The organism is Synechococcus sp. MU1643 (assembly GCF_020514095.1).
Classification (GTDB): Bacteria; Cyanobacteriota; Cyanobacteriia; order PCC-6307; family Cyanobiaceae; genus Parasynechococcus.
Map to the genome: position 1 here is coordinate 55,942 of NZ_VTKY01000003.1, position 18,232 is coordinate 74,173.

The 18,232-nt window shown below is 61.8% G+C and carries 19 protein-coding genes; 6 read left to right on the forward strand and 13 right to left on the reverse strand.

What is annotated here, in order from left to right:
- The first annotated feature begins 48 nt into the window (after nt 1-48).
- Both rpsD and FZX09_RS06410 read left to right on the forward strand, forming a co-directional pair.
- Entirely contained in the window at nt 49-657 is a 609-nt protein-coding gene (rpsD, locus tag FZX09_RS06405; protein WP_226401654.1) for a 30S ribosomal protein S4, read from the forward strand.
- Between the two features lie 48 nt (nt 658-705).
- Nucleotides 706-1,338, forward strand: coding sequence for a DUF4079 domain-containing protein (locus FZX09_RS06410; RefSeq protein WP_226401274.1), 633 nt, complete (start codon nt 706-708; stop codon nt 1,336-1,338).
- On the opposite strand, the gene FZX09_RS06415 is transcribed toward FZX09_RS06410, so the two are convergent.
- Nucleotides 1,335-1,901: a nucleoside triphosphate pyrophosphatase gene (locus FZX09_RS06415; RefSeq protein ID WP_226401276.1), complete on the reverse strand. Its 567-nt coding sequence runs from the start codon at nt 1,899-1,901 to the stop codon at nt 1,335-1,337. The two genes, FZX09_RS06410 and FZX09_RS06415, sit on opposite strands and share 4 nt — an antisense overlap.
- On the opposite strand from FZX09_RS06415, the gene FZX09_RS06420 reads away from it, so the two are divergent.
- From FZX09_RS06420 to FZX09_RS06435, 4 genes are read left to right on the forward strand one after another with little or no spacing between them, the layout of a single operon-like run.
- Nucleotides 1,900-2,343: an Npun_F0494 family protein gene (locus FZX09_RS06420; protein ID WP_226401278.1), complete on the forward strand. Its 444-nt coding sequence runs from the start codon at nt 1,900-1,902 to the stop codon at nt 2,341-2,343. The genes FZX09_RS06415 and FZX09_RS06420 overlap by 2 nt on opposite strands.
- 23 nt (nt 2,344-2,366) lie before the next feature.
- On the forward strand, nt 2,367-3,836 hold the full coding sequence (locus FZX09_RS06425) for a cobyric acid synthase (protein ID WP_226401655.1): 1,470 nt from the start codon (nt 2,367-2,369) through the stop codon (nt 3,834-3,836).
- Nucleotides 3,833-4,072 (forward strand): 2Fe-2S iron-sulfur cluster-binding protein, encoded by a 240-nt coding sequence (locus FZX09_RS06430; protein WP_226401280.1) that lies wholly within the window; start codon nt 3,833-3,835, stop codon nt 4,070-4,072. The genes FZX09_RS06425 and FZX09_RS06430 overlap by 4 nt, the downstream gene beginning before the upstream one ends.
- Nucleotides 4,069-5,295, forward strand: a complete 1,227-nt coding sequence (locus FZX09_RS06435; protein ID WP_226401282.1) for a chloride channel protein — start codon at nt 4,069-4,071, stop codon at nt 5,293-5,295. Before FZX09_RS06430 ends, FZX09_RS06435 begins: the two co-directional genes overlap by 4 nt.
- On the opposite strand, the gene cbbX is transcribed toward FZX09_RS06435, so the two are convergent.
- The 12 genes from cbbX to FZX09_RS06500 form a co-directional block, all read right to left on the reverse strand.
- Nucleotides 5,249-6,154 carry a CbbX protein gene (gene cbbX, locus FZX09_RS06440; protein WP_226401284.1) on the reverse strand — a complete coding sequence of 302 codons (906 nt, stop codon included), beginning with the start codon at nt 6,152-6,154 and terminating at the stop codon, nt 5,249-5,251. The genes FZX09_RS06435 and cbbX overlap by 47 nt on opposite strands.
- Nucleotides 6,138-6,389, reverse strand: coding sequence for a 4a-hydroxytetrahydrobiopterin dehydratase (locus tag FZX09_RS06445; protein WP_226401286.1), 252 nt, complete (start codon nt 6,387-6,389; stop codon nt 6,138-6,140). Before FZX09_RS06445 ends, cbbX begins: the two co-directional genes overlap by 17 nt.
- 34 nt (nt 6,390-6,423) lie before the next feature.
- Nucleotides 6,424-7,560: a CO2 hydration protein gene (locus tag FZX09_RS06450; protein ID WP_226401288.1), complete on the reverse strand. Its 1,137-nt coding sequence runs from the start codon at nt 7,558-7,560 to the stop codon at nt 6,424-6,426.
- Nucleotides 7,557-9,047, reverse strand: a complete 1,491-nt coding sequence (locus FZX09_RS06455; protein ID WP_226401290.1) for an NADH-quinone oxidoreductase subunit M — start codon at nt 9,045-9,047, stop codon at nt 7,557-7,559. Before FZX09_RS06455 ends, FZX09_RS06450 begins: the two co-directional genes overlap by 4 nt.
- A gap of 10 nt (nt 9,048-9,057) precedes the next feature.
- Nucleotides 9,058-10,902: an NAD(P)H-quinone oxidoreductase subunit F gene (locus FZX09_RS06460; protein ID WP_226401292.1), complete on the reverse strand. Its 1,845-nt coding sequence runs from the start codon at nt 10,900-10,902 to the stop codon at nt 9,058-9,060.
- Between the two features lie 110 nt (nt 10,903-11,012).
- Nucleotides 11,013-11,549: a BMC domain-containing protein gene (locus tag FZX09_RS11950; RefSeq protein ID WP_304623281.1), complete on the reverse strand. Its 537-nt coding sequence runs from the start codon at nt 11,547-11,549 to the stop codon at nt 11,013-11,015.
- Nucleotides 11,550-11,602: 53 nt separating this feature from the next.
- Entirely contained in the window at nt 11,603-11,854 is a 252-nt protein-coding gene (locus tag FZX09_RS06475; RefSeq protein WP_011363752.1) for a carboxysome peptide B, read from the reverse strand.
- Complete coding sequence (locus FZX09_RS06480) at nt 11,854-12,165, reverse strand: carboxysome peptide A (protein WP_226401304.1); 312 nt, start codon at nt 12,163-12,165, stop codon at nt 11,854-11,856. The genes FZX09_RS06475 and FZX09_RS06480 overlap by 1 nt, the downstream gene beginning before the upstream one ends.
- Before the next feature lie 2 nt (nt 12,166-12,167).
- The gene (locus FZX09_RS06485; RefSeq protein ID WP_226401306.1) at nt 12,168-13,913 is read right to left on the reverse strand and encodes a carboxysome shell carbonic anhydrase; all 1,746 of its coding nucleotides are present in this window, start codon (nt 13,911-13,913) and stop codon (nt 12,168-12,170) included.
- 7 nt (nt 13,914-13,920) lie between these two features.
- Nucleotides 13,921-16,293, reverse strand: a complete 2,373-nt coding sequence (locus FZX09_RS06490) for a CsoS2 family carboxysome shell protein (RefSeq protein ID WP_226401308.1) — start codon at nt 16,291-16,293, stop codon at nt 13,921-13,923.
- A gap of 101 nt (nt 16,294-16,394) precedes the next feature.
- Nucleotides 16,395-16,736, reverse strand: coding sequence for a ribulose bisphosphate carboxylase small subunit (locus tag FZX09_RS06495; protein WP_006043651.1), 342 nt, complete (start codon nt 16,734-16,736; stop codon nt 16,395-16,397).
- A gap of 59 nt (nt 16,737-16,795) precedes the next feature.
- Entirely contained in the window at nt 16,796-18,211 is a 1,416-nt protein-coding gene (locus tag FZX09_RS06500; RefSeq protein WP_006851798.1) for a form I ribulose bisphosphate carboxylase large subunit, read from the reverse strand.
- Between the last annotated feature and the right edge of the window lie 21 nt (nt 18,212-18,232).

Here is an 18,232-nt window from a genome sequence, read left to right on the forward strand (position 1 = left end):
TCCAGCATGGCCAACAACCGCACGATCTCTAAACACACCTTCCCACTTATGTCTCGTTACCGCGGCCCTCGCCTGAGGATCACGCGGCGCTTGGGAGACCTCCCCGGTCTCACCCGGAAGGCCGCCAAACGGTCCTATCCCCCCGGTCAGCACGGCCAAGCCCGTCGCAAGCGCTCTGAATACGCGATCCGTCTCGAAGAGAAGCAGAAGCTTCGCTTCAATTACGGTGTCTCCGAGCGTCAGCTCGTGCGCTACGTGAAGAAAGCGCGCGCCCAGGAAGGTTCCACCGGAACCAACCTGCTCAAGCTGCTCGAGAATCGTCTCGACAATGTTTGTTTCCGCCTCGGCTTCGGTCCAACCGTGCCCGGCGCCCGTCAGCTGGTGAACCACGGTCACGTCACCGTGAACGGTCGTGTGACCGACATCGCCAGCTACCAGTGCAAGCCTGGCGATGTGATCGCCATCCGCGAGCGCAAGTGCAGCAAGAAGCTGGCTGAAGGCAACCTCGAGTTCCCTGGTCTGGCCAACGTGCCGAGCCACCTCGAGCTTGACAAGTCCAAGCTGAGCGCCAAGGTCACTGCCCGCTGCGAACGCGAATGGGTTGCCCTAGAAATCAACGAACTGCTGGTGGTGGAGTATTACTCCAGAAAGGTCTGATCCAGATCCGCAGTTCAAACCCCACGATGCGCAACCCTGGATTCAGGGTTGCGTTTTTTTTTGGTTGATCCCCAGGCACTGCAAGCGCTCACCAGCCACGACTGGCTTGGATTAATCCACCCCGTGCTGATGATCCTGTTCGTCTACCCGGTGGTGGGCGCCACGATCCGTCTTGGAATCCTGGCGCGGGAAAAACGATTGAAGATCAACCCGATCGCCGACACGGTGCCGTTGGAGCACGCGCAGCATGGGGCCTGGGTCACCGGCGGGGTGCTGATGGCGGTGCTGATCGGCCTCGGCCACAGCCTCTGGAGCAGCCATCCCCTGGGTCTGGTCGTCACCGGCAGCGCTGTGATGTTCAGCTTCGGACGCCTGCTGGCGAACCGGATGGCCTGGCAGCGCTATCTATGGGCTATCGCCGCTGCGGTCGGCCTGCTTTTGCTGGGGCTGCAACCCTCCGTAGAGCGGTTCAGCGATGTTCCCTGGAGCCCCCTGTTCTGGCAGTCCCATTTCTGGATGGGGATGTTGCTCACCACCCTGTTGCTGAGCTCAACAGCGCTGCAGCCCTTGATTGGTCATTCCGTGAGGGCCAGGCGCATTCACATCAGCAGCAACCTGCTGGTGGCTTTGCTACTGGCCATGCAAGCGATCTCGGGGACGAGAAATCTGCTGCTGCACTAAGAGAAAGCGGAAAGCTGCTGACGCAACCAGGGAAGGCTGAGGCCGATCACGTTGGAGTAACAGCCATCCAAGCCATCGATGCAGAGGCCGCCGCGGCCCTCCAGTGCAAAACCACCGGCACATTGCAGCGGCTCACCACTGGCCACATAGGCCTCGATCTCAGCCTGGCTGAGCGGTGCAAAGCGCACCACCGTCACCACACTCGCCAACACCTCAGGTTGTCCGTGTCGGATCAGGCAATGGCCCGTCAGCAGTGATCCGCATCCGCCAGCCATGCGCTGCCAGCGCTCCATCGCTTCGGCTGGCCCCGAGGGCTTGCCGAACACCTGCCCTGCAAAACTGAGCACGGAATCACAGCCCAGCACGGCCGTGATCTCAGCATCGCCTACAGGATCAAGCGTCTGGGCAACAGCCGTGGCCTTGGCCTGAGCCAGCAATTTCACCAGCTCTGCTGGATCTGCATGCTGAATCTGGTCCTCATCCACACCGCTGACGCGCACCTGATGCTGAACTCCCGCTTGCTCCAGCAAGCGACGACGCGCCGGCGAGGCGGAAGCAAGCATGAGCACGGGAACACACCGCAGAACAACGCTCCGTAGGCTGCCAGGGACGGGAGGCTTCGCCATCGCTCACCCCACCAACTTGCTGGATCGACGCAGCCGTGACCGGGCTTGCCGGGCCATGGGATGCCTGCCCTTCTCTGAAGCCCTTTACCGGGATCTTCAGCAGCAAGGCCTGGATGCGGGAGACCTCTGGAGCGAACCCGGCCGCTACGGCCGCAAGACACGCTGGTTCCGCAACAGCGAAGCCCTCGAGGACGACCTGCGTTGGCTGATCAGCGTGGGCGTGCTGCGCCGCGAAGTGGATGGTCAGGGGCTGACCAGCCGCTTCAGGCTCACCCCCCTGGGTCGCCAACTCCTCGATGCCGACCCAGCACTCCTGCAGCGTTCGATTCCGGTGCTGGATCGGCTGCGCCACAGCCTGCGTCGGCACTGGCCGCTGTGACCGGCAACACGCCGCGCCCCCTGATGGTGCTGGGCACCTCGAGCGGTGCCGGCAAATCACTAATGACGGCGGCATTGTGCCGGGTGCTCCAACGCCGGGGAGAACAGGCGCTGCCCTTTAAGGGCCAGAACATGAGCAACAACGCCTGGGTTGATGTTGACGGCGGCGAGATGGCCTACTCCCAGGCCATGCAGGCGTGGGCGGCGGGTCTTGAACCCTGCTGCGCCATGAATCCCGTGCTGCTGAAGCCCCGGGGAGACAGCACCAGCGAGGTGATCCATGGGGGCCAAAGCGTGGGAATCGCCCGCGCCGAGCACTACTACCGCGACTGGTTCCGCCCGGGTTGGCAGGCGATCCGCACTGGGCTTATGCAGCTCCAGCAGCAATGGCCCCAAGGCCGGCTCGTGCTGGAGGGGGCGGGAAGCCCTGTGGAAGTGAACCTGCAACGCCGCGACCTCACCAACCTGCGCCTGGCCCAGTACCTGCGGGCCAACTGCCTGTTGGTGGCCGACATTGAGCGCGGCGGCGTCTTTGCCCAGATCGTTGGGACGCTCGCTTTGCTGCGCCCGGTGGAACGCCCGCTGATCAAAGGCATCCTGATCAACCGCTTCCGCGGCCGGCGGGAACTGTTTGACGAGGGTCGCCGCTGGCTGGAAGCCAACACCGGTGTCCCGGTGTTGGGAGTGATGCCCTGGTTGAACGAGCTGTTTCCACCAGAAGATTCCCTCGATCTGCTGGAACGCAAACCCACCCGGGGAGCCACCGATCTGGAGATCGCAGTGCTGCGGTTGCCCTCCTTGAGCAACTTTTCCGATCTCGATCCGCTCGAAGCCGAAGCCAGCCTTAGGCTGCGCTGGATTCAACCCGGAGAACCCCTGGGCGAGCCGGATGCCGTGATTCTTCCGGGAAGCAAACAGACGCTGCGAGATCTGGAGGCATTGAACAGCTGTGGACTGGCCGATCAACTCCGGACCTACGCCCGCGCTGGGGGATCCGTCCTGGGCATCTGCGGCGGAATGCAGATGCTCGGCAGAAGCTTGAGCGATCCGGAGGAACTGGAGGGCACGGATCAGAGGGGGGCCCAGAACGGCTTGGGACTCCTGCCCCTGGAGACCACCTTCAGCGGCACAAAACGGTTGAGCCAGCGCAGCGTCGATGGCCTCTGGCCGATGGAGACGCCGCTGAGCGGATTTGAACTTCACTTCGGAACAACCACCCCGGATCCCGGTCTTCAGCCCCTAAGCAGCGACCCTGGTTTGGGTTGGTGGGCTCCCGGCCCTAAGGGGTCGAGCGTGGTGGGCACTTACCTGCACGGCTTGCTGGACAACGGCCCATGGCGACGGGCCTGGCTCAACAGGCTTCGCGATCAACGGGGGCTGCAACCGTTAGCCAACGATCCCAAGAACCACAGCGCCCACCGTGATCTATTGCTCGATCGCCTGGCAGATGCCTTCGAGCAACATGTGAACCTCGCTCCGTTGCTCCAGCCATGACTTCGATTCCTGTGCGCTGGCCCGATGGGAGCACAACCCACGAAACCATTGGCCAGGACTGGTTGGTGGCCGCCAGTGGAGCGGGCATCAGCATTTCCACCGGTTGCCTTGGGGGCAGCTGCGGGGCCTGCGAGATCGACGTGAACGGCAAAACGGTGCGTGCCTGCATCAGCACCATTCCGGCGTCGAAATCAGCGAAACTCACCGTTGAAATCGCAACCGACCCGCACTGGTGACTCCCCTTCGCCTCAGCCTGATAGCCCTGCTCACCGGCGCCTTGAGCGGCGCCGGCGTGGCTGTTGTGATGGGTTCGATCGGCGGCTTGATCCAGCTGCTCTGGGGAGACCCAGTGCTCGAGGGCTTGGATCGCGGCCTTCCCCTGGGCTGGTCGCTGCTGATCTGCGGCGGCAGCGGTTTGATCCTTTCGCTGCTGCATCGCCCCTGCCCCACCACATTGCTGCCTGAGCTCCGGGAGACCCTGAACGATCTGAATCATCCGGATCAGGCTCCGAAGCGCGATGAAGGCCGTGGTCTTCTTGGAGCGACCTTGGCCCAGATCGGTGGAGGTGCCGTCGGACCGGAAGCCCTAATGAGCCGCATGGCCGCACTGATCAGCCAAAGGATTTGGCGTGGTCGTGACCAAAAGCTTCAGCAGGCAACAGTGGCAGGGAGCCTCGCCTTTTTCGGAGCTCCTTTACTGGGGGGGGCTGTGGTTAGCGGGGGCTCTCACCCAAACAGCGGCAGGCAGACATTCCTCGACCGCTGGTTGCCTGGCAGCCTCGGCGGTGTTGCCGGGTTTGCCGCCTTCAATGGCTTGGGAACCGCCAGCGGTGGATCGCTGCAACGGCTCCAATACACCTGGCCCAACAGCCTGGGGGAAGATCTCGGCACCCTCAGCGCAGGCCTGTTGGGGGGAGTGATTGGTTGCGGCTTGGGCTGGCTGTTGCTGCAGTGGCGAGGCTGGCTAGAGCAGCGCCAACTCCTGGCCCGATGGCCCTGGTGGCCGCTGCTGACCGGTCTGCTGTTGGGCGCCTGTATGCACTGGTTACCGTTGGTTCCCTTTGCAGGGGAAGACCAGCTGCGGCCCCTGCTGGAGGGCCAGAACTCAAGTGAGGCCTGGGTCCTACTCCTCTCCGCGATCGTAAAACTGCTGATGCTGGGCCTTTGCCTGGAAACCGGCTGGCGCGGAGGGGTGTTCTTTCCCTTGTTCCTGGTCGCCTGCGCACTTGGGATGGGACTCCACCTGCTGCTGCCGGAGCTGGGCAGCCTTGGCAGCTGGTGCGGCTCCCTCACAGGTGCGTTGTACCGCTGCGTGCTTCCTGCACCCTTGGCAGTTCTTGTTCTCGGGGTTGCCCTCCTGAAGGGCCACGGCACAGCCGGCCTGCTGATGGGCCTCGGCATGGCGCACCTGATCAGGTGCCGTTCTGAGCTGGATGGTGGCCCTCCACTTCGCCCTTGAACACACGGCTGGCCCGGATATCTCCCTCCTCAAGGGTGGTGAGGTCCTGCTTGGTGAGGGCTTCCCCCATGCGCGAAAACAACCGGTTGGCCTGGCGCAGACGGGCCCGGTCCAAGGCATTGCGAACCGAGCGCGCATTCGCGAAGAAAGGCAGCTGACGCCGGCGCGAGACGTACTCAAAAAAAGCTGTCTCGGCCTTGGCACTGAACTGGTAGTGCTGTGCCTCCAGGAGCAGGCCTGCGATCGCCATCAACTCGTCGTTGCTGTAGTCGGGGAAATCGAGATGGTGAGCCACCCTTGAGGACAGGCCTGGATTGGAGCTGTAGAAGGTCTCCATCCGATCCCTATAGCCCGCGAAGATCACCACCACGTCGCTGCGCCGGCTCTCCATCTCTTGCAGGAGAATCTCAATGGCTTCGGCGCCGTAATCGCGTTCGTTGTCTGGTTTGTAGAGGTAGTAGGCCTCATCGATGAACAGCACACCCCCCTGGGCGCGCTTGAGCATCTCCTTGGTTTTTGGGGCGGTGTGCCCCACGTACTGACCTACGAGATCGTCGCGGGTGGCCGTCACCACATGGCCTTTGCGCAGGTAGCCCAGGCGATGCAGGATTTGCGACATCCGCTGCGCCACGGTGGTCTTACCGGTACCGGGATGGCCGGTGAACGACATATGCAAACTGGGCGCGGTGCTGGGCAACTCCAGCTGCTGCCGTGCCTGATCCACCAGCAGCAGGGCAGCGATCTCACGAATCCGCGTCTTCACCGGCGCCAAGCCGATCAGTTCACGGTCCAGTTGGTCCAACACCTCAGCCAAACCGGAATCGGCGTAGGCAGAAGCCAGATCAACCGAGGAGGGCATCGATCTCTGCTGTGAAGGCGCGATCGGCTTCGCTCAGCTGGGCCTCCGGGCCGTCATCCTCCGGGCGGATCGTGATGTTCACGTAGGTGCGCCCGAAGCTGATGTCAGGAAAGCGCTGGGTCGCCTCGCTGTGCTCGCCAAGCTTGTCGAGAAAATCGCGGGTGGCGTCGTAGCTGTCGAACTCGAAACGACACTCGAGGCATACGGGTCGTTTCCGCTCCTGCCACTGATTCATCAGAGCCCCCGTTCAGCCTGAACCTGCTGAAAACTTAGAGGAGCGCCACCCGCTGACAGCCCATCAGGCGCCCAGACCAAGCCTCAGCGTAGGCCCGATTGGCGGCCTGCTGCTCAGGATCATCGGAATCCAGCGGATGAGGCATCGTGCCGGCGATGGCGGCATTGGTGACGCAGAACATCGACTTCTGGAAGCTGACGCAGATCTGAACGTGCACATCGGTCTGTCCACGGCCATTGTTTTCGTACCAAAGGCTTAGTTCTTCGGGTAGGTGGCGGTACATGTCCTGCATGCAGAGGCTGGGGGGAATCCCCGCACCCATGCTGGGAATCGGATCGGCGTAAAGGGCGCCGTACTTGAAATCACTAATGTCCGGTGAGATCTGCCGGGCTTGGGCGTTGTACGACACCGTTCCCAGGAAAGGCATGCCGCGGAAAAAGACAGCCTCCACGTAGGGCACCGCCACATCCACAAGGAAGGTGAGACCCGCCTCGGGGGGGAGGACCCAGATCTCTTCACCACCGATAGACACCTTGTATTCAATCGGGCTTCCCGCCGCCGCTACCAAGCCATCACGGATGTGATGCACCACATCGTTCACGCAGGTGACTTCTTTGATCGCGTAACGACGGGCTAGGTCGACAAAGATGTCACTCATGACCCGCCAGAACAGACCGAGGCAATAAATGGTGGTGAGTGAACGGATGGCCTCGGGGGCGAAGTCGGGATAGAGGCGGTTGTTCAGGGCCAGCAGAGGGTCGCGCGCCGACTTGCACTTGATGATCCGCTGGCAGGCCTCTGCAAATTCAGGAGTATCGAGATAAGCATCGAGCCCGCCGGTGCCATGCCAGAACATCGCCTTCTGGCAGTACTCGGCGTACTCGAAGTTGATCCGATCCCCCATGAGGTGGGTCCAGAAGCGCTTGAGGCTGAACCCCTCATGGAAAAAGCGGAACACCGGGAAGGGATTGAGCATCTGCTGCTCGCCCTGATCCACAAGGTTCTTGCTGTATGCATCCAGAACCAGGCCATAGCTCTCGAGCACATTCACCACCTGCAACAGATGGTCGGGGGTGTCCTTGAGCAGCGGAGTATCGCTGAGCAGACGACGGATCAGCTCCTCCTGATTCGGCAGAACCGGGGGGTGCACGGGGGTCGCGGTCGGGGTCATGACATATCTCCGGTGATCAGGCTGAGGCCCGTGGTGGCTGCCTCACTGAGGTTCGAGAGCAGCTCCGGAGCGAGGCCAAGCACCAGCACACCGAGGCTGAGGGCGATGGCCGGAGCCTGCTCCCGCAGCTCCACGCGATCGAGGATACGGGGATTCACCACCTCGCCAGGGGCGATCGCCAGGCGACCAAAGAAGGCGCGGTTGACCAACAGCAGGAAATACACCGCCGTCAGGCCCGATCCCACCATCGAAAGCAGCGTGGCCAGGGGAAAGGGCTGGAGGCTGCCGCGGAAAATCAGGAATTCGGAAATGAAGCCGGCCATGCCAGGAATTCCGGCACTGGCCATCACGCCGATGATCATCAAAGATCCAGTCAGCGGCAGGCCGCGCTGGGGATTGAGCAGGCCACGCAACACGTTGAGGTCGCGGGTGCCGGTCTGGGCGTAAACGACACCCACCACCAGGAAGAGCACTCCGGAGATCAGGCCATGGCTAACCATCTGGAAGAGGGCTCCCATCAACCCAAGGGGCGTGGCGGCGGCGGCGGCCAGCAGCACATAGCCCATGTGTCCTACAGAGCTGTAGGCCACCATGCGCTTCATGTCGCTCTGGGCAATCGCCGCCAGGGATCCGTAGAGCACCGAGATCGCTGCCCAGCCGGCCAACCAGGGAGCAGCCACCTGCCAGGCATCGGGAAACAAGCCAAGGCAGAAGCGAAGCAGGCCATAGGTGCCCAGCTTGAGCAACACGCCGGCCAAAAGAACCGACACTGGTGTGGAAGCCTCGGTGTGGGCATCCGGCAGCCAGGTGTGGAAAGGGAAGAGGGGAATCTTGATGCCGAAGCCGATCAGCAGAGCGCCCATAAGCACCAGCTGGGTGGTCATCCCCAATTCACCAGCCAGGATCGGCCGCAGGCTGAAGTCCATGGTTCCAGTGACAAAAGCAATGCCGAGGAACGCGCCGAGAATCAGAACGCCTGAAACGGCCGTCACGATGAGGAACTTGGTGGCGGCGTAAGCACGGTTGGCACCGCCCCAAACGGCGATCAACAACCAGAGGGGGATGAGTTCCAGTTCGTAGAACAAGAAGAAGAGCAGCAGGTTCTGGGCCAGGAAGGCCCCATTCACCGCTCCGGAAATCACAAGCAGCAGGGCGAAGTAAACCCGGGGTCGGTTCTCGATCGTGCGCGACGCAATGGCCGCCACGAGGCAGAGCACTCCGTTCATCAGCACCAGCGGTAGCGACAGACCATCCAGGGCCAATGCGTAATCAAGCCCGATGGCACGCACCCAGCGGGCCTGTTCCACCAACTGCAAACCAGCATCGGCTGCATCGAAGGGCAACAGCAGGGCAAAGCTCGCCAGGCACTGGATCACCAGCAGCACGATGGAGACATCACGCAGGCGTGCACTGGACGGGGATCCCGGCCAGAGGATCAGAGCCAGAGCCCCCAGGAAGGGAATCAGAAGCAGGAGGGAAAGAAGCATCTCGGGGCGATCAGGTGAGGAACCAACTCACCGCGGTGAGGAAGAGAACGATGGCCAGGAGCACCGTCAACACGTAGGACTGGCTCTGGCCGCTGACGCTGAGCTTGAGGCTGTCGGCACTGGCCAGTGAGAAGCGAGCCACCCCATTGAGAAGACCATCCACCACATTTCGGTCGAACCAGGAGGCAAGGCGAGAGAAGCCAGCCACCACGTTGACGATCGTGAGGCGATAAAAGCGCTCGGTGTAGAAGTCGTAGGCCAGCAGGTCCTGCCACCAGCGCAGCACAGGATTCAGCGAGCGGGACCATGCCTTGCTTAAAGGGAGCACGGCGCCGGCCAGAAGGCCCAGCAGTCCGCTTCCCACCACCAGAGCTGCTGCCCAGAGGGGGAAGGCCAACAAACCATCGAGGGATTCAAGCCGCACCAAAAGGAGCGGAGTGATCAGCACTATCACGGTGAGCGCCACCATCGGCAGGGCCATCTGCCAGTTCACCTCCGCAGACCGGCGGGACTTGATCAATGCATTGCCCATGAACACATGGCGGAACACCCGCACCAACCCAACGGCTGTAAGGGCATTGGTGAGCAGGAAAACGGCCATGAAGGGGACCGAGCGCACGCTCAGCAACTCGATCGACTGAGCAAGCGCCAGGAAACCACCCAGAGGAAGGAACCCGACCAGGCCGGCACCCCCCACCAGGAAGGCTGTGGTGGTGGCAGGCATCCGGCTGCCCAGGCCACCCAGCTCGGTGATGTCCTGGCAGTTGGTGGAAGCAATAACCCCACCAATGCTCATCGACAGCAGAGCCTTGGAGACGGCATGGGTGAACAGGAGCAACAGGGCCAGCACTGGGATCTGCAGCGCGATAGCGATGAAGACCAGCCCCATATGAGCCGTCGTGGAGTACGACAGCGTGCGTTTGATGTCGACTTGGGCCAGGGCCACCAGGGAGCCGCCGATCGCACTGATGCTGCCGATCACGAGCATCACGCCGATAGCAATGGGAGAGAGCTGCAGGATCGGCATCACCTTCAACAGCACAATCGCGCCGCAGGTCACCACAACCGAATTGCGGAGAATCGAGGCGGGATTCGGGCCCTCCATCGCTTCGTCCAGCCAGAGGTGCATGGGGAACTGGGCACATTTGCCCGTCGGGCCGGCAACCAGGCCCAAACCCAACAGCGTCGCGGCCAAAGGAGAGAGGGTGTCCTGGGCGGCCCAGGCATAGAGGTCGTTGAACCCCATCACTCCGGAATAGCTGCAGAGCGCCACCACACCCATCAGCAGCAACACATCACCAACGCGCTTGGTGAGGAAGGCATCCCGGGCTGCGGTCACCACCAGGGGTTGGGCATACCAGAAACCCACCAGCAGATAGGTGGAGAGGGTCAGCATTTCCAGCAAGAAATAGCTCTGGAACAGGGAGTCGCTGAGCACAACGCCGCTCATCGCCCCCTCAAAAAATCCGAGCAGTGCAAAGAAGCGGGCCAACGCCCACTCCTTGTCCATGTATCCCAGGGAATAAACCTGGGACAGCAAGCTGAGGCCCGTGATCAGTTCCAGGGCTACCAAATTGGTGAGCGAAAGACTGAAGCTGATATCCAGCTCCAGATCGGCCACAGTGAGCCAAGGGAATGCCAGATCCACTGGCCCTGATTGGTACACCTCCTGCAGGATCAGGCTTCCGTGAACGAAGGCCACCAGGGTCAGAAAAATATTGAGATACGCCGCCGGTCGATGCGCATCACGCCTGAACCAGCCACAGGCCCACGGCAAAGAGACCAACATCCCGATGAACCCGTAAAGCGGGATCAACCAGGCGGTCTGCTGAGGTAGCGAAAGCTCCGGAGTCAAAACAGCGAGCGGAATGATGATCGAGCTTGTCGCTAGATGGCCGGCGAATCTAAGAGCCGGTCATCAGCAAGGTGCTCTTTGTGAACGGCAATGAGGTGGCTTTTTGTCCTTCAGCTACGGCGGGCTGCGCCGCTGCCGGCCAACACTGGTTCCACTTCGTTGTGGGGGCGAGCAATGATGTGAGCGGCAACGAGGCCGTCACCCACACGCTCGCAGGCATCAGCTCCTGCACGAACAGCAGCATTCACGGCACCGGTTTCACCACGCACCATCACGGTGACGTAGCCACCACCAACATATTCACGGCAGATCAGGGTGACTTCCGCAGCCTTGGTCATCGCATCGGCTGCCTCGATGGCGGGAACCATGCCGCGGGTTTCGATCATCCCCAGGGCCACACCGGGAACGATGGGGGAAGGGGTTGCAGAGGGTTTGGCCACAGCTGATCCGCCGCCGGATCCTGTGTTGGAGGCGCTGCTGCGACGCGTTGTTGTGGACGCGCGACGGGTGGTTGAAGCAGGAGCTGCCTTAGCGGGAGTTGACGCGGGAGCAGGGGTGCTGGCCACAGGCTTCACATCCACGGTCTTGTTTGCTGCAGCGGTGCTGCGGGTGGTGCGACGACGGGGAGTGGGGGAAGGAGTGGCCATGGGTTGGAAGGTGTGGAAGCGGAACGGAAACGGCGGAGGGAAGTGAATGATCCCTATCCGTCCGGATTCCAGAAATCGATGATTCCACCGATGGTGAGATCGGTGAGAACGGTGTTGTCAGGGCATGCATGCCGGGCAGCTGAACCGCTGGCGGTGAACACCCAGTTGCCCTCACGGGCACCCACGGGGTCAACGGCAACCAACTTCTTGCCCTTGTTGTTCTTGAGAATGCGCAGGTGCATGTGATCCAAACCGGCAACCCGGTAGGAGCAGACCAGCGTTCCCATCACCTGCATGATTTCCATCAGCTGGCTTTGCCTCCTGCGGGTTTGCTGGGGCTGGGGGATGGAGAGGGAGCGGAGATCTTCGGAGGGTCGGGTTCCCAGTGGTCAATGATCCCCACAATGGTGAGGTCACTGGGATAGGACTTGCTGCCGGCGGCTTCACGAGCGGCCGAGCTGCTGACGCAGATCACCCAGTCACCAGGTTTCGCACCCACCGCATCGACAGCCACCTTCTTGGTGCTGCCATCGAGCACCACCTGTAGGTGCTTGTGCTCGAAATCGGGGATCCGGTTGGTGGAAACGAGCGGCTTGACGACCTTGACGATGAGCATGATCAGTGAGCCTCCGGAAGTTGCGGGTCGAGGGTGGAACCGACGACCTCGGCCGGAGCCGTCTGGTTGCGGTCGCGAATGGTGAGACAAGTGTGGAGCAGACCCTCATGAACGAGGGCTGCATAGCGATCGGCGATGGCCTGGTTGACCCGTTGGCAATCAGCAATGGCCCGTTCCCGAGCACCGGGCACCCGGCCGGAATAGTCGAAACGCACCACAACCGGAATCGGCAGATCCCGGGACACATTCAGACCCTTGAATATTTTCACGCCCACATCGAGATCAGGGGCGCCCTCCTCGACGGTGTCGAGGTGAGCGAAATACGTGAGGTTGCGCAGATGCACCTCTTTGAAGCCGATGCCAACGCCAATGAAACGCTCTGCGTGTCCGGCATCGGGGTAAGTGCCACCGTGCAGATCCTGCACGTAATCGATCTGGGAGAAGTTATTGGCGAGCAACCGGGTCAGGAACGAAACCATGCCGGCATCCATGGGGCCAGGAGCCGCGCTCTCAACAGCTTCAGCAACCTGTGCCATCGCTTGATCGGCACTCATCGATGCTGTTGCGGCATGCAGTTCCCTGGCGCAGAGCCAACGGTCGAGCACCATTTCGCTGTCACGACTTGGGGGGTGCACCCGGATCGCGTCGGTGTCGGTGTCGAGGCCGATCAGCAGAAGATCAACGGAGGCACCGCAGCAGAAGCTGTTTTCCACCGACTCACGAAAATCGAGCAGGCGCTGATGACTTGCCGCTGCCGCCAGTTCGTCATTGCTGCCATGGGCAGCGCAGCCCTGGTGGGAAGGATCGAGGGAACTGAAGTGGTAGGTCACCACCTTCAGGTAACGGGTCGGTTCCGTGGAGGGATTGGGTGAACCTTCGCGGTAGCGACGATGCTCGGTTTTGACCCAGCGGTTCACCGTGTTCTCCACGTCGAACATGGCACCAGCGTGGGAACGGCGACGCACAGCGCTGAAGGGAATACGCAGGCCGTAGGCCACGGTGTGGGCCAAGCGACCATCGGCACAGGGCGTCAGGTCGAGCAGATGGATCCCGCAGTCGAGCAAAAACTGTTCGAACTCTCTGGAGGCAGCACTGCCCGTGCCGGCATCCAGTGGGTCGTCCTGAAAAAAGCGATCACTAAACATCCGGTGGCTTTCAAAGACACACCAGGCGAACAGGGCGCGCATGTCGAGGGGGCGAACCCAGGCCCGCTGCAGGATGTAATCCGGCAAATCAAAGCCCAGTTCGGCCCGGCACAACCGCTGGGCTTGGGGGATGAAATCGGTTTCGTGCTGAAGCGCTGAGACCTGTTGGAGCAGGGGAACGATCCGATCAAAACGTCCCTTGATCTCCAACTCGTAGGCCTGAAGACGAGCGTTCGCCGCTGCATCCGTCAAGGGATGGCGCCGATGGGTGATCGGCAGAGAGCTGCGGCTCAGATTGAAAGGAACCGCCCGGGTGGCTGCCTTCTCACGTCGTACCCAGCCCGGCTGTGAAGGAGCGGGTCGCTTGACGTCGTTGCTGGAGCGAATACGACCACCGCTCACTGAGCCGCCACCCAGTTGAGCGGCCTTACCCGATGTGGTGAGGGCACGGCGCCTTTCCAGAGCGGCTTTGCGGGTGGAAGACTCCACCTCAGATGCGGTCTGAGCGAAATCAGACGTTGTGGCCAGCTGCTGAAGCTGGCGTCGAGTGGGTGCCGAGGGGGCCTGAGGTCGCCCGCCACGGAGAGGCTTGGAGCGAACCATCAGTGAATCAGCCCCGTGCGCCGCCGGAGACGGTGATCAAGGAGCCTTTCTCGGTGTTACCGCTGGAGCCGGTCACGCGGCTCACAGGCCATTCGGTTTCCTCGTTGCGCTTGCGCTCGAAGGAAGACATGGCGCTCATCGGGCCAGGACGGCTGGGGTTACGACGGCGGGCCGAAGCACCCTCAGTGCCGGTGACATGCTCCCCACGATCCCAGTCATCGCCAGTGATCTTGGTGGAGGAACCCTCGCCGGTCACCCGAGATGCTGGCTTTTCAGAGGGCTCGCTGACCACAGCCACAGTGGGCTGAAACTGGCGCTGCTGCTGACGGTTCTGGAACTCGCGGTTATCGAAGCGAAACTGCTCGGTACCGGTCACCTTGCCGCCAGCCATGTCAAAAGGGCCGGTGATGCGATTCCCATCCTCGTAAGACGTACCGGTCACGCCGGAATTGGCCTCACGTTGCTGCTGAGCAGCGCGGGCTGGTGACACCACGCTGAAGCGGGTCCAGGCAGCACCCTCAGGGGATTGACCGTGGGAATCGGTGCCGGCAGGTGCATCAGCACCGCAGGCAGCAGCCAACTGGTCAGCACCCACATAAGGAGTGCCAGTGACTGCTTCACAAGCACCGCGCTTGTCGCCGGTCATCACACCACCCACACCGGGTTGGATGCCCGTCATGGCAGCTGAAGGGGTGCCGACACGAACAGGAGTGCGCTCACGAATGGCTTTGACGGCGGGAGTGCCGCAGTGTTGGCCGGCCTGCTCGAGGCCTGCATAAGGAGTTCCTGTTACGGCCTGGCAGCTGCCGGGCTCGTCACCTGTGACGTGCTCCGAGCGGCCGGTGCGGGTTCCGCTCACCACCTGGTTTCGGTTGGTGACACTGAAACCGACCTTGGCAGCTTCAGGCTCAGGCCTGCCGCCGCAAAAGGAATTGACCTGCTCAGCACTGATGTATTGATCACCGGTAACACGGTGGCAGGAGCCGAATTCATTACCGGTGACCTGGGAGGAGCGACCCACCAAAGTTCCAGTGACGCCCGTACCCGAAAGGGTGCCTGACATACCAACCTTGGCTGCCGGACGGCCTTCGGGAAGGGGGTCAGAACCGAGGTATTGGTCGCCAGTAAGGCTGCGATTAGCGCCGGCCTCATCACCAGTGACGCTGGCGGAGCGGCCAACCATGACACCACTAACGGGACGACCCTGTTCGGTGAGGCTGTGACCCACCTTGCGAGGGGAAGTCGTTCCACCACCGCAGTAGGCAGCAGACTGGTTGGCTGAGATGTATTCGGTGCCGGTCACGCTCTTGCAGGTGCCAGGCTCATCGCCGGTGACCTTTTCGGAACGGCCGACTTCGTTACCTGTAACGCGGTTGCCGTGGCTGGTGGCGGTGACGCGCACCTTGGCAGGAGTGGTGGCAGCTGGAGCCGTCTGACAGAAGGTCTGGAAGACTTCAGCACCCAAGTACTCCGTGCCTGTGATGGAACGGCAGGTGCTGGCTTCATTGCCAGTGGTTTTGACCGAGCGGTTGGCCTGAGTACCAGTCACGGTCTGGCCAGCCGTGGTGGTGCTTTCACCAACTTTCCAATGGGCATCAGCAGCTGCGGCTTGCTTGGCACCGTGGCGGTTGGGACCCGTGGGGCGGGTCACACCAGCGCTTTGCTTGTTGCGGGCGCCGGCCTTGGTGCGCAGCTCGCGCACTTGCTGGGCCAGCTCACGGCTGGTGAGATCGGGATTGGCCTGACGAGCAACTGCAGCGGCACTGGTGGACTGCTTGCCTGCGGTTTTGCCATGCTTGGCCATGGCATCGCGGCGGGCCAAAACCAGGGCGCGACTGGGATTCTCGATAGCGCGACGCTTAGGGGCCGCTGCACGACGTTCCGTGCGAACGGAAAGCTTGGGGGCCGCGGCACTCAATGAGGTCAGTGCGGTCTTCTCGGCAGCACGCTTGCCACCGCAGCCACAACTCTTGGTGGTTTCAGCAGGTGCCGCTGCAGGAGCAGCAGCCTTGGTCTGACGGGCAACATCAGCGCGGTTGCGATCGCGGCTGGTGTCTGCGGTTTTGCCGCGACGGGACAGGGCTTCGCGACGAGCAAGCACCAGATCGCGGCTTGCATCGCGATGCGGCTTGACCTGTGAACTGCGCCTGGAAGGAGCAGCGGTGAATGAAGTCGTTCGCTGCGGAGCTACAGCAGCGGGAACAACAGGTGCGGAAGCAGGTTCTGCAACTGCAGCCGCATTCGTGCGGGTGGGACGGGCGTCATCAACGGTGCGAACACGGTTGGCGCCAGTACCAGCTGCAGCTGAGGACTTCTTACCGGAAGTGGTCAGCGCCTTACGGCGTTCTAGTGCGAGTTCGCGACTGGAGAGTCTTGCCATGTCCGCCCGAGGGAGTCGTCGTGAGGTGGAAGGGCACTTGCCCCTCCGGAAAAAGCTGGAGCCCTGATCAGGTCAGGGCTCAGAACCATGGGTCCGAAGGATCAGCGTCCTTCGAAGACCACGAAGCATGCACCCTGGCTCTGGGTGTAAGCGTCGTAACCGACGATGCGCACGTGGTGGTCGGGGTATGCGCGGTGGCAAGCCTCGAGTTCACTGACGACAACGTTCAGATCCTTCTCACCGAAGAAGGGGAGCTTCCAATAAGACCAATAGGTGGCCATGGAGTTGCTGGGATGGACGTGCTCAACGAGCGGGCTCCAACCCTGGGCAATGATGTACGCGATCTGGTCGTAGATCTCGTCCTGGGTCATCGGCGGGAGGAAGCCGAAGGTCTCCAGGGTGGCGACTGTTTGATAGTCACCCACGGTGCTCTGGAAAGGCATGGGGATCCTGGGTTTAAGAAAAAGGGTTGGCCGGTTACATCAACCGGCCGAAAAAACGATCAGTTCTGAACGTCGAGCTTGTCGACGGTGTCGAACTCGAACTTGATCTCCTTCCAGGTCTCGAGAGCGATGGCCAGCTCAGGGCTGTGCTTACCGGCTTCCATGAGGATGTCCCGGCTTTCTTTCTCGATCTCGCGACCGGCATTGCGTGCCTTGACGCAGGCCTCGAGGGCCACACGGTTGGCAGCAGCACCTGCAGCGGAGCCCCAGGGGTGACCGTGGGTACCACCACCGAACTGCAGCACGGAGTCGTCACCGAAAATGGCGACCAGTGCAGGCATGTGCCACACGTGGATACCGCCGGAAGCAACGGCGAACACGCCAGGCATGGAACCCCAGTCCTGATCGAAGAAGTTGCCGCGGCTGCGGTCTTCGGGCACGAAGGATTCGCGCAGCTGGTCGATGTAGCCGAGGGTGGTCTGACGATCACCTTCCAGCTTGCCGACCACGGTGCCAGTGTGGAGCTGGTCACCACCGGACAGACGCAGACACTTGGCGAGAACGCGGAAGTGGATGCCGTGCTTGGGATGACGGTCAATCACCGCGTGCATGGCGCGGTGAATGTGCAAGAGCATGCCGTTCTTGCGGCACCACTTCGAAAGACCGGTGTTGGCTGTGAAGCCACCGGTGATGAAGTCGTGCATGACGATCGGCATTCCGAGTTCCTTAGCGAACTCAGCGCGCTCATACATCTCTTCGGGAGTGTTGGCAGTCACGTTGAGGTAGTGACCCTTGCGCTCACCGGTCTCCTGCTCGGACAGCTTGATGGCTTCCGCAACGAATTCGAAGCGGTTCTGCCAACGCTGGAAGGGCTGGGAGTTGATGTTTTCGTCGTCCTTGGTGAAGTCCAGACCGCCACGCAGGCACTCATAGACAACACGGCCGTAGTTCTTACCGCTCAGGCCGAGCTTCGGCTTGATGGTGCAACCCAGCAGGGGACGGCCGTACTTGTTCATCCGGTCGCGCTCGACCTGGATGCCGTTCGGCGGGCCGTAGCAGCTCTTGATGAACGCCATCGGGAAGCGGATGTCTTCCAGACGGAGGTGGCGGAGAGCCTTGAAACCGAACACGTTGCCGACCAGTGAGGTCAGAACGTTGGTGATGGAACCCTCTTCGAACAGGTCGAGGGGGTAGGCGATGAAGGCATAGAAAGAATCCTTGTCACCAGGGACGTCTTCGATGCGGTAGCAACGGCCCTTGTAGAAGTCGAGATCGGTGAGGAGCTCAGACCACACAGTGGACCAGGTGCCGGTGGAGGATTCAGCAGCCACAGCAGCGGCAACTTCTTCCTTGGGCACACCTTCTTGGCCGGTGCACTTGAAGCAGGCCAGCAGGTCGGTGTCGAGGGGGACGTAATCAGGAGTCCAGTAGGTATCCCTGTACTCCTTGACCCCAGCGTCGTACTTCTTGCTCATAGGAAATCTCCGTTAGGTCGG

What these genes read in the sequence shown, in the direction of transcription:
- FZX09_RS06495 (WP_006043651.1), bottom strand. Translation starts at nt 16,736, where the DNA reads ATGCCTTTCCAGAGCACCGTGGGTGACTATCAAACAGTCGCCACCCTG.
- FZX09_RS06450 (WP_226401288.1), bottom strand. Translation starts at nt 7,560, where the DNA reads ATGACCCCGACCGCGACCCCCGTGCACCCCCCGGTTCTGCCGAATCAG.
- FZX09_RS11950 (WP_304623281.1), bottom strand. Translation starts at nt 11,549, where the DNA reads ATGGCCACTCCTTCCCCCACTCCCCGTCGTCGCACCACCCGCAGCACC.
- FZX09_RS06430 (WP_226401280.1), top strand. Translation starts at nt 3,833, where the DNA reads ATGACTTCGATTCCTGTGCGCTGGCCCGATGGGAGCACAACCCACGAA.
- rpsD (WP_226401654.1), top strand. Translation starts at nt 49, where the DNA reads ATGTCTCGTTACCGCGGCCCTCGCCTGAGGATCACGCGGCGCTTGGGA.
- FZX09_RS06500 (WP_006851798.1), bottom strand. Translation starts at nt 18,211, where the DNA reads ATGAGCAAGAAGTACGACGCTGGGGTCAAGGAGTACAGGGATACCTAC.
- cbbX (WP_226401284.1), bottom strand. Translation starts at nt 6,154, where the DNA reads ATGCCCTCCTCGGTTGATCTGGCTTCTGCCTACGCCGATTCCGGTTTG.
- FZX09_RS06425 (WP_226401655.1), top strand. Translation starts at nt 2,367, where the DNA reads ATGGTGCTGGGCACCTCGAGCGGTGCCGGCAAATCACTAATGACGGCG.
- FZX09_RS06480 (WP_226401304.1), bottom strand. Translation starts at nt 12,165, where the DNA reads ATGCTCATCGTCAAGGTCGTCAAGCCGCTCGTTTCCACCAACCGGATC.
- FZX09_RS06415 (WP_226401276.1), bottom strand. Translation starts at nt 1,901, where the DNA reads ATGCTTGCTTCCGCCTCGCCGGCGCGTCGTCGCTTGCTGGAGCAAGCG.
- FZX09_RS06485 (WP_226401306.1), bottom strand. Translation starts at nt 13,913, where the DNA reads ATGGTTCGCTCCAAGCCTCTCCGTGGCGGGCGACCTCAGGCCCCCTCG.
- FZX09_RS06490 (WP_226401308.1), bottom strand. Translation starts at nt 16,293, where the DNA reads ATGGCAAGACTCTCCAGTCGCGAACTCGCACTAGAACGCCGTAAGGCG.
- FZX09_RS06455 (WP_226401290.1), bottom strand. Translation starts at nt 9,047, where the DNA reads ATGCTTCTTTCCCTCCTGCTTCTGATTCCCTTCCTGGGGGCTCTGGCT.
- FZX09_RS06475 (WP_011363752.1), bottom strand. Translation starts at nt 11,854, where the DNA reads ATGGAAATCATGCAGGTGATGGGAACGCTGGTCTGCTCCTACCGGGTT.
- FZX09_RS06445 (WP_226401286.1), bottom strand. Translation starts at nt 6,389, where the DNA reads ATGAATCAGTGGCAGGAGCGGAAACGACCCGTATGCCTCGAGTGTCGT.
- FZX09_RS06420 (WP_226401278.1), top strand. Translation starts at nt 1,900, where the DNA reads ATGAGCACGGGAACACACCGCAGAACAACGCTCCGTAGGCTGCCAGGG.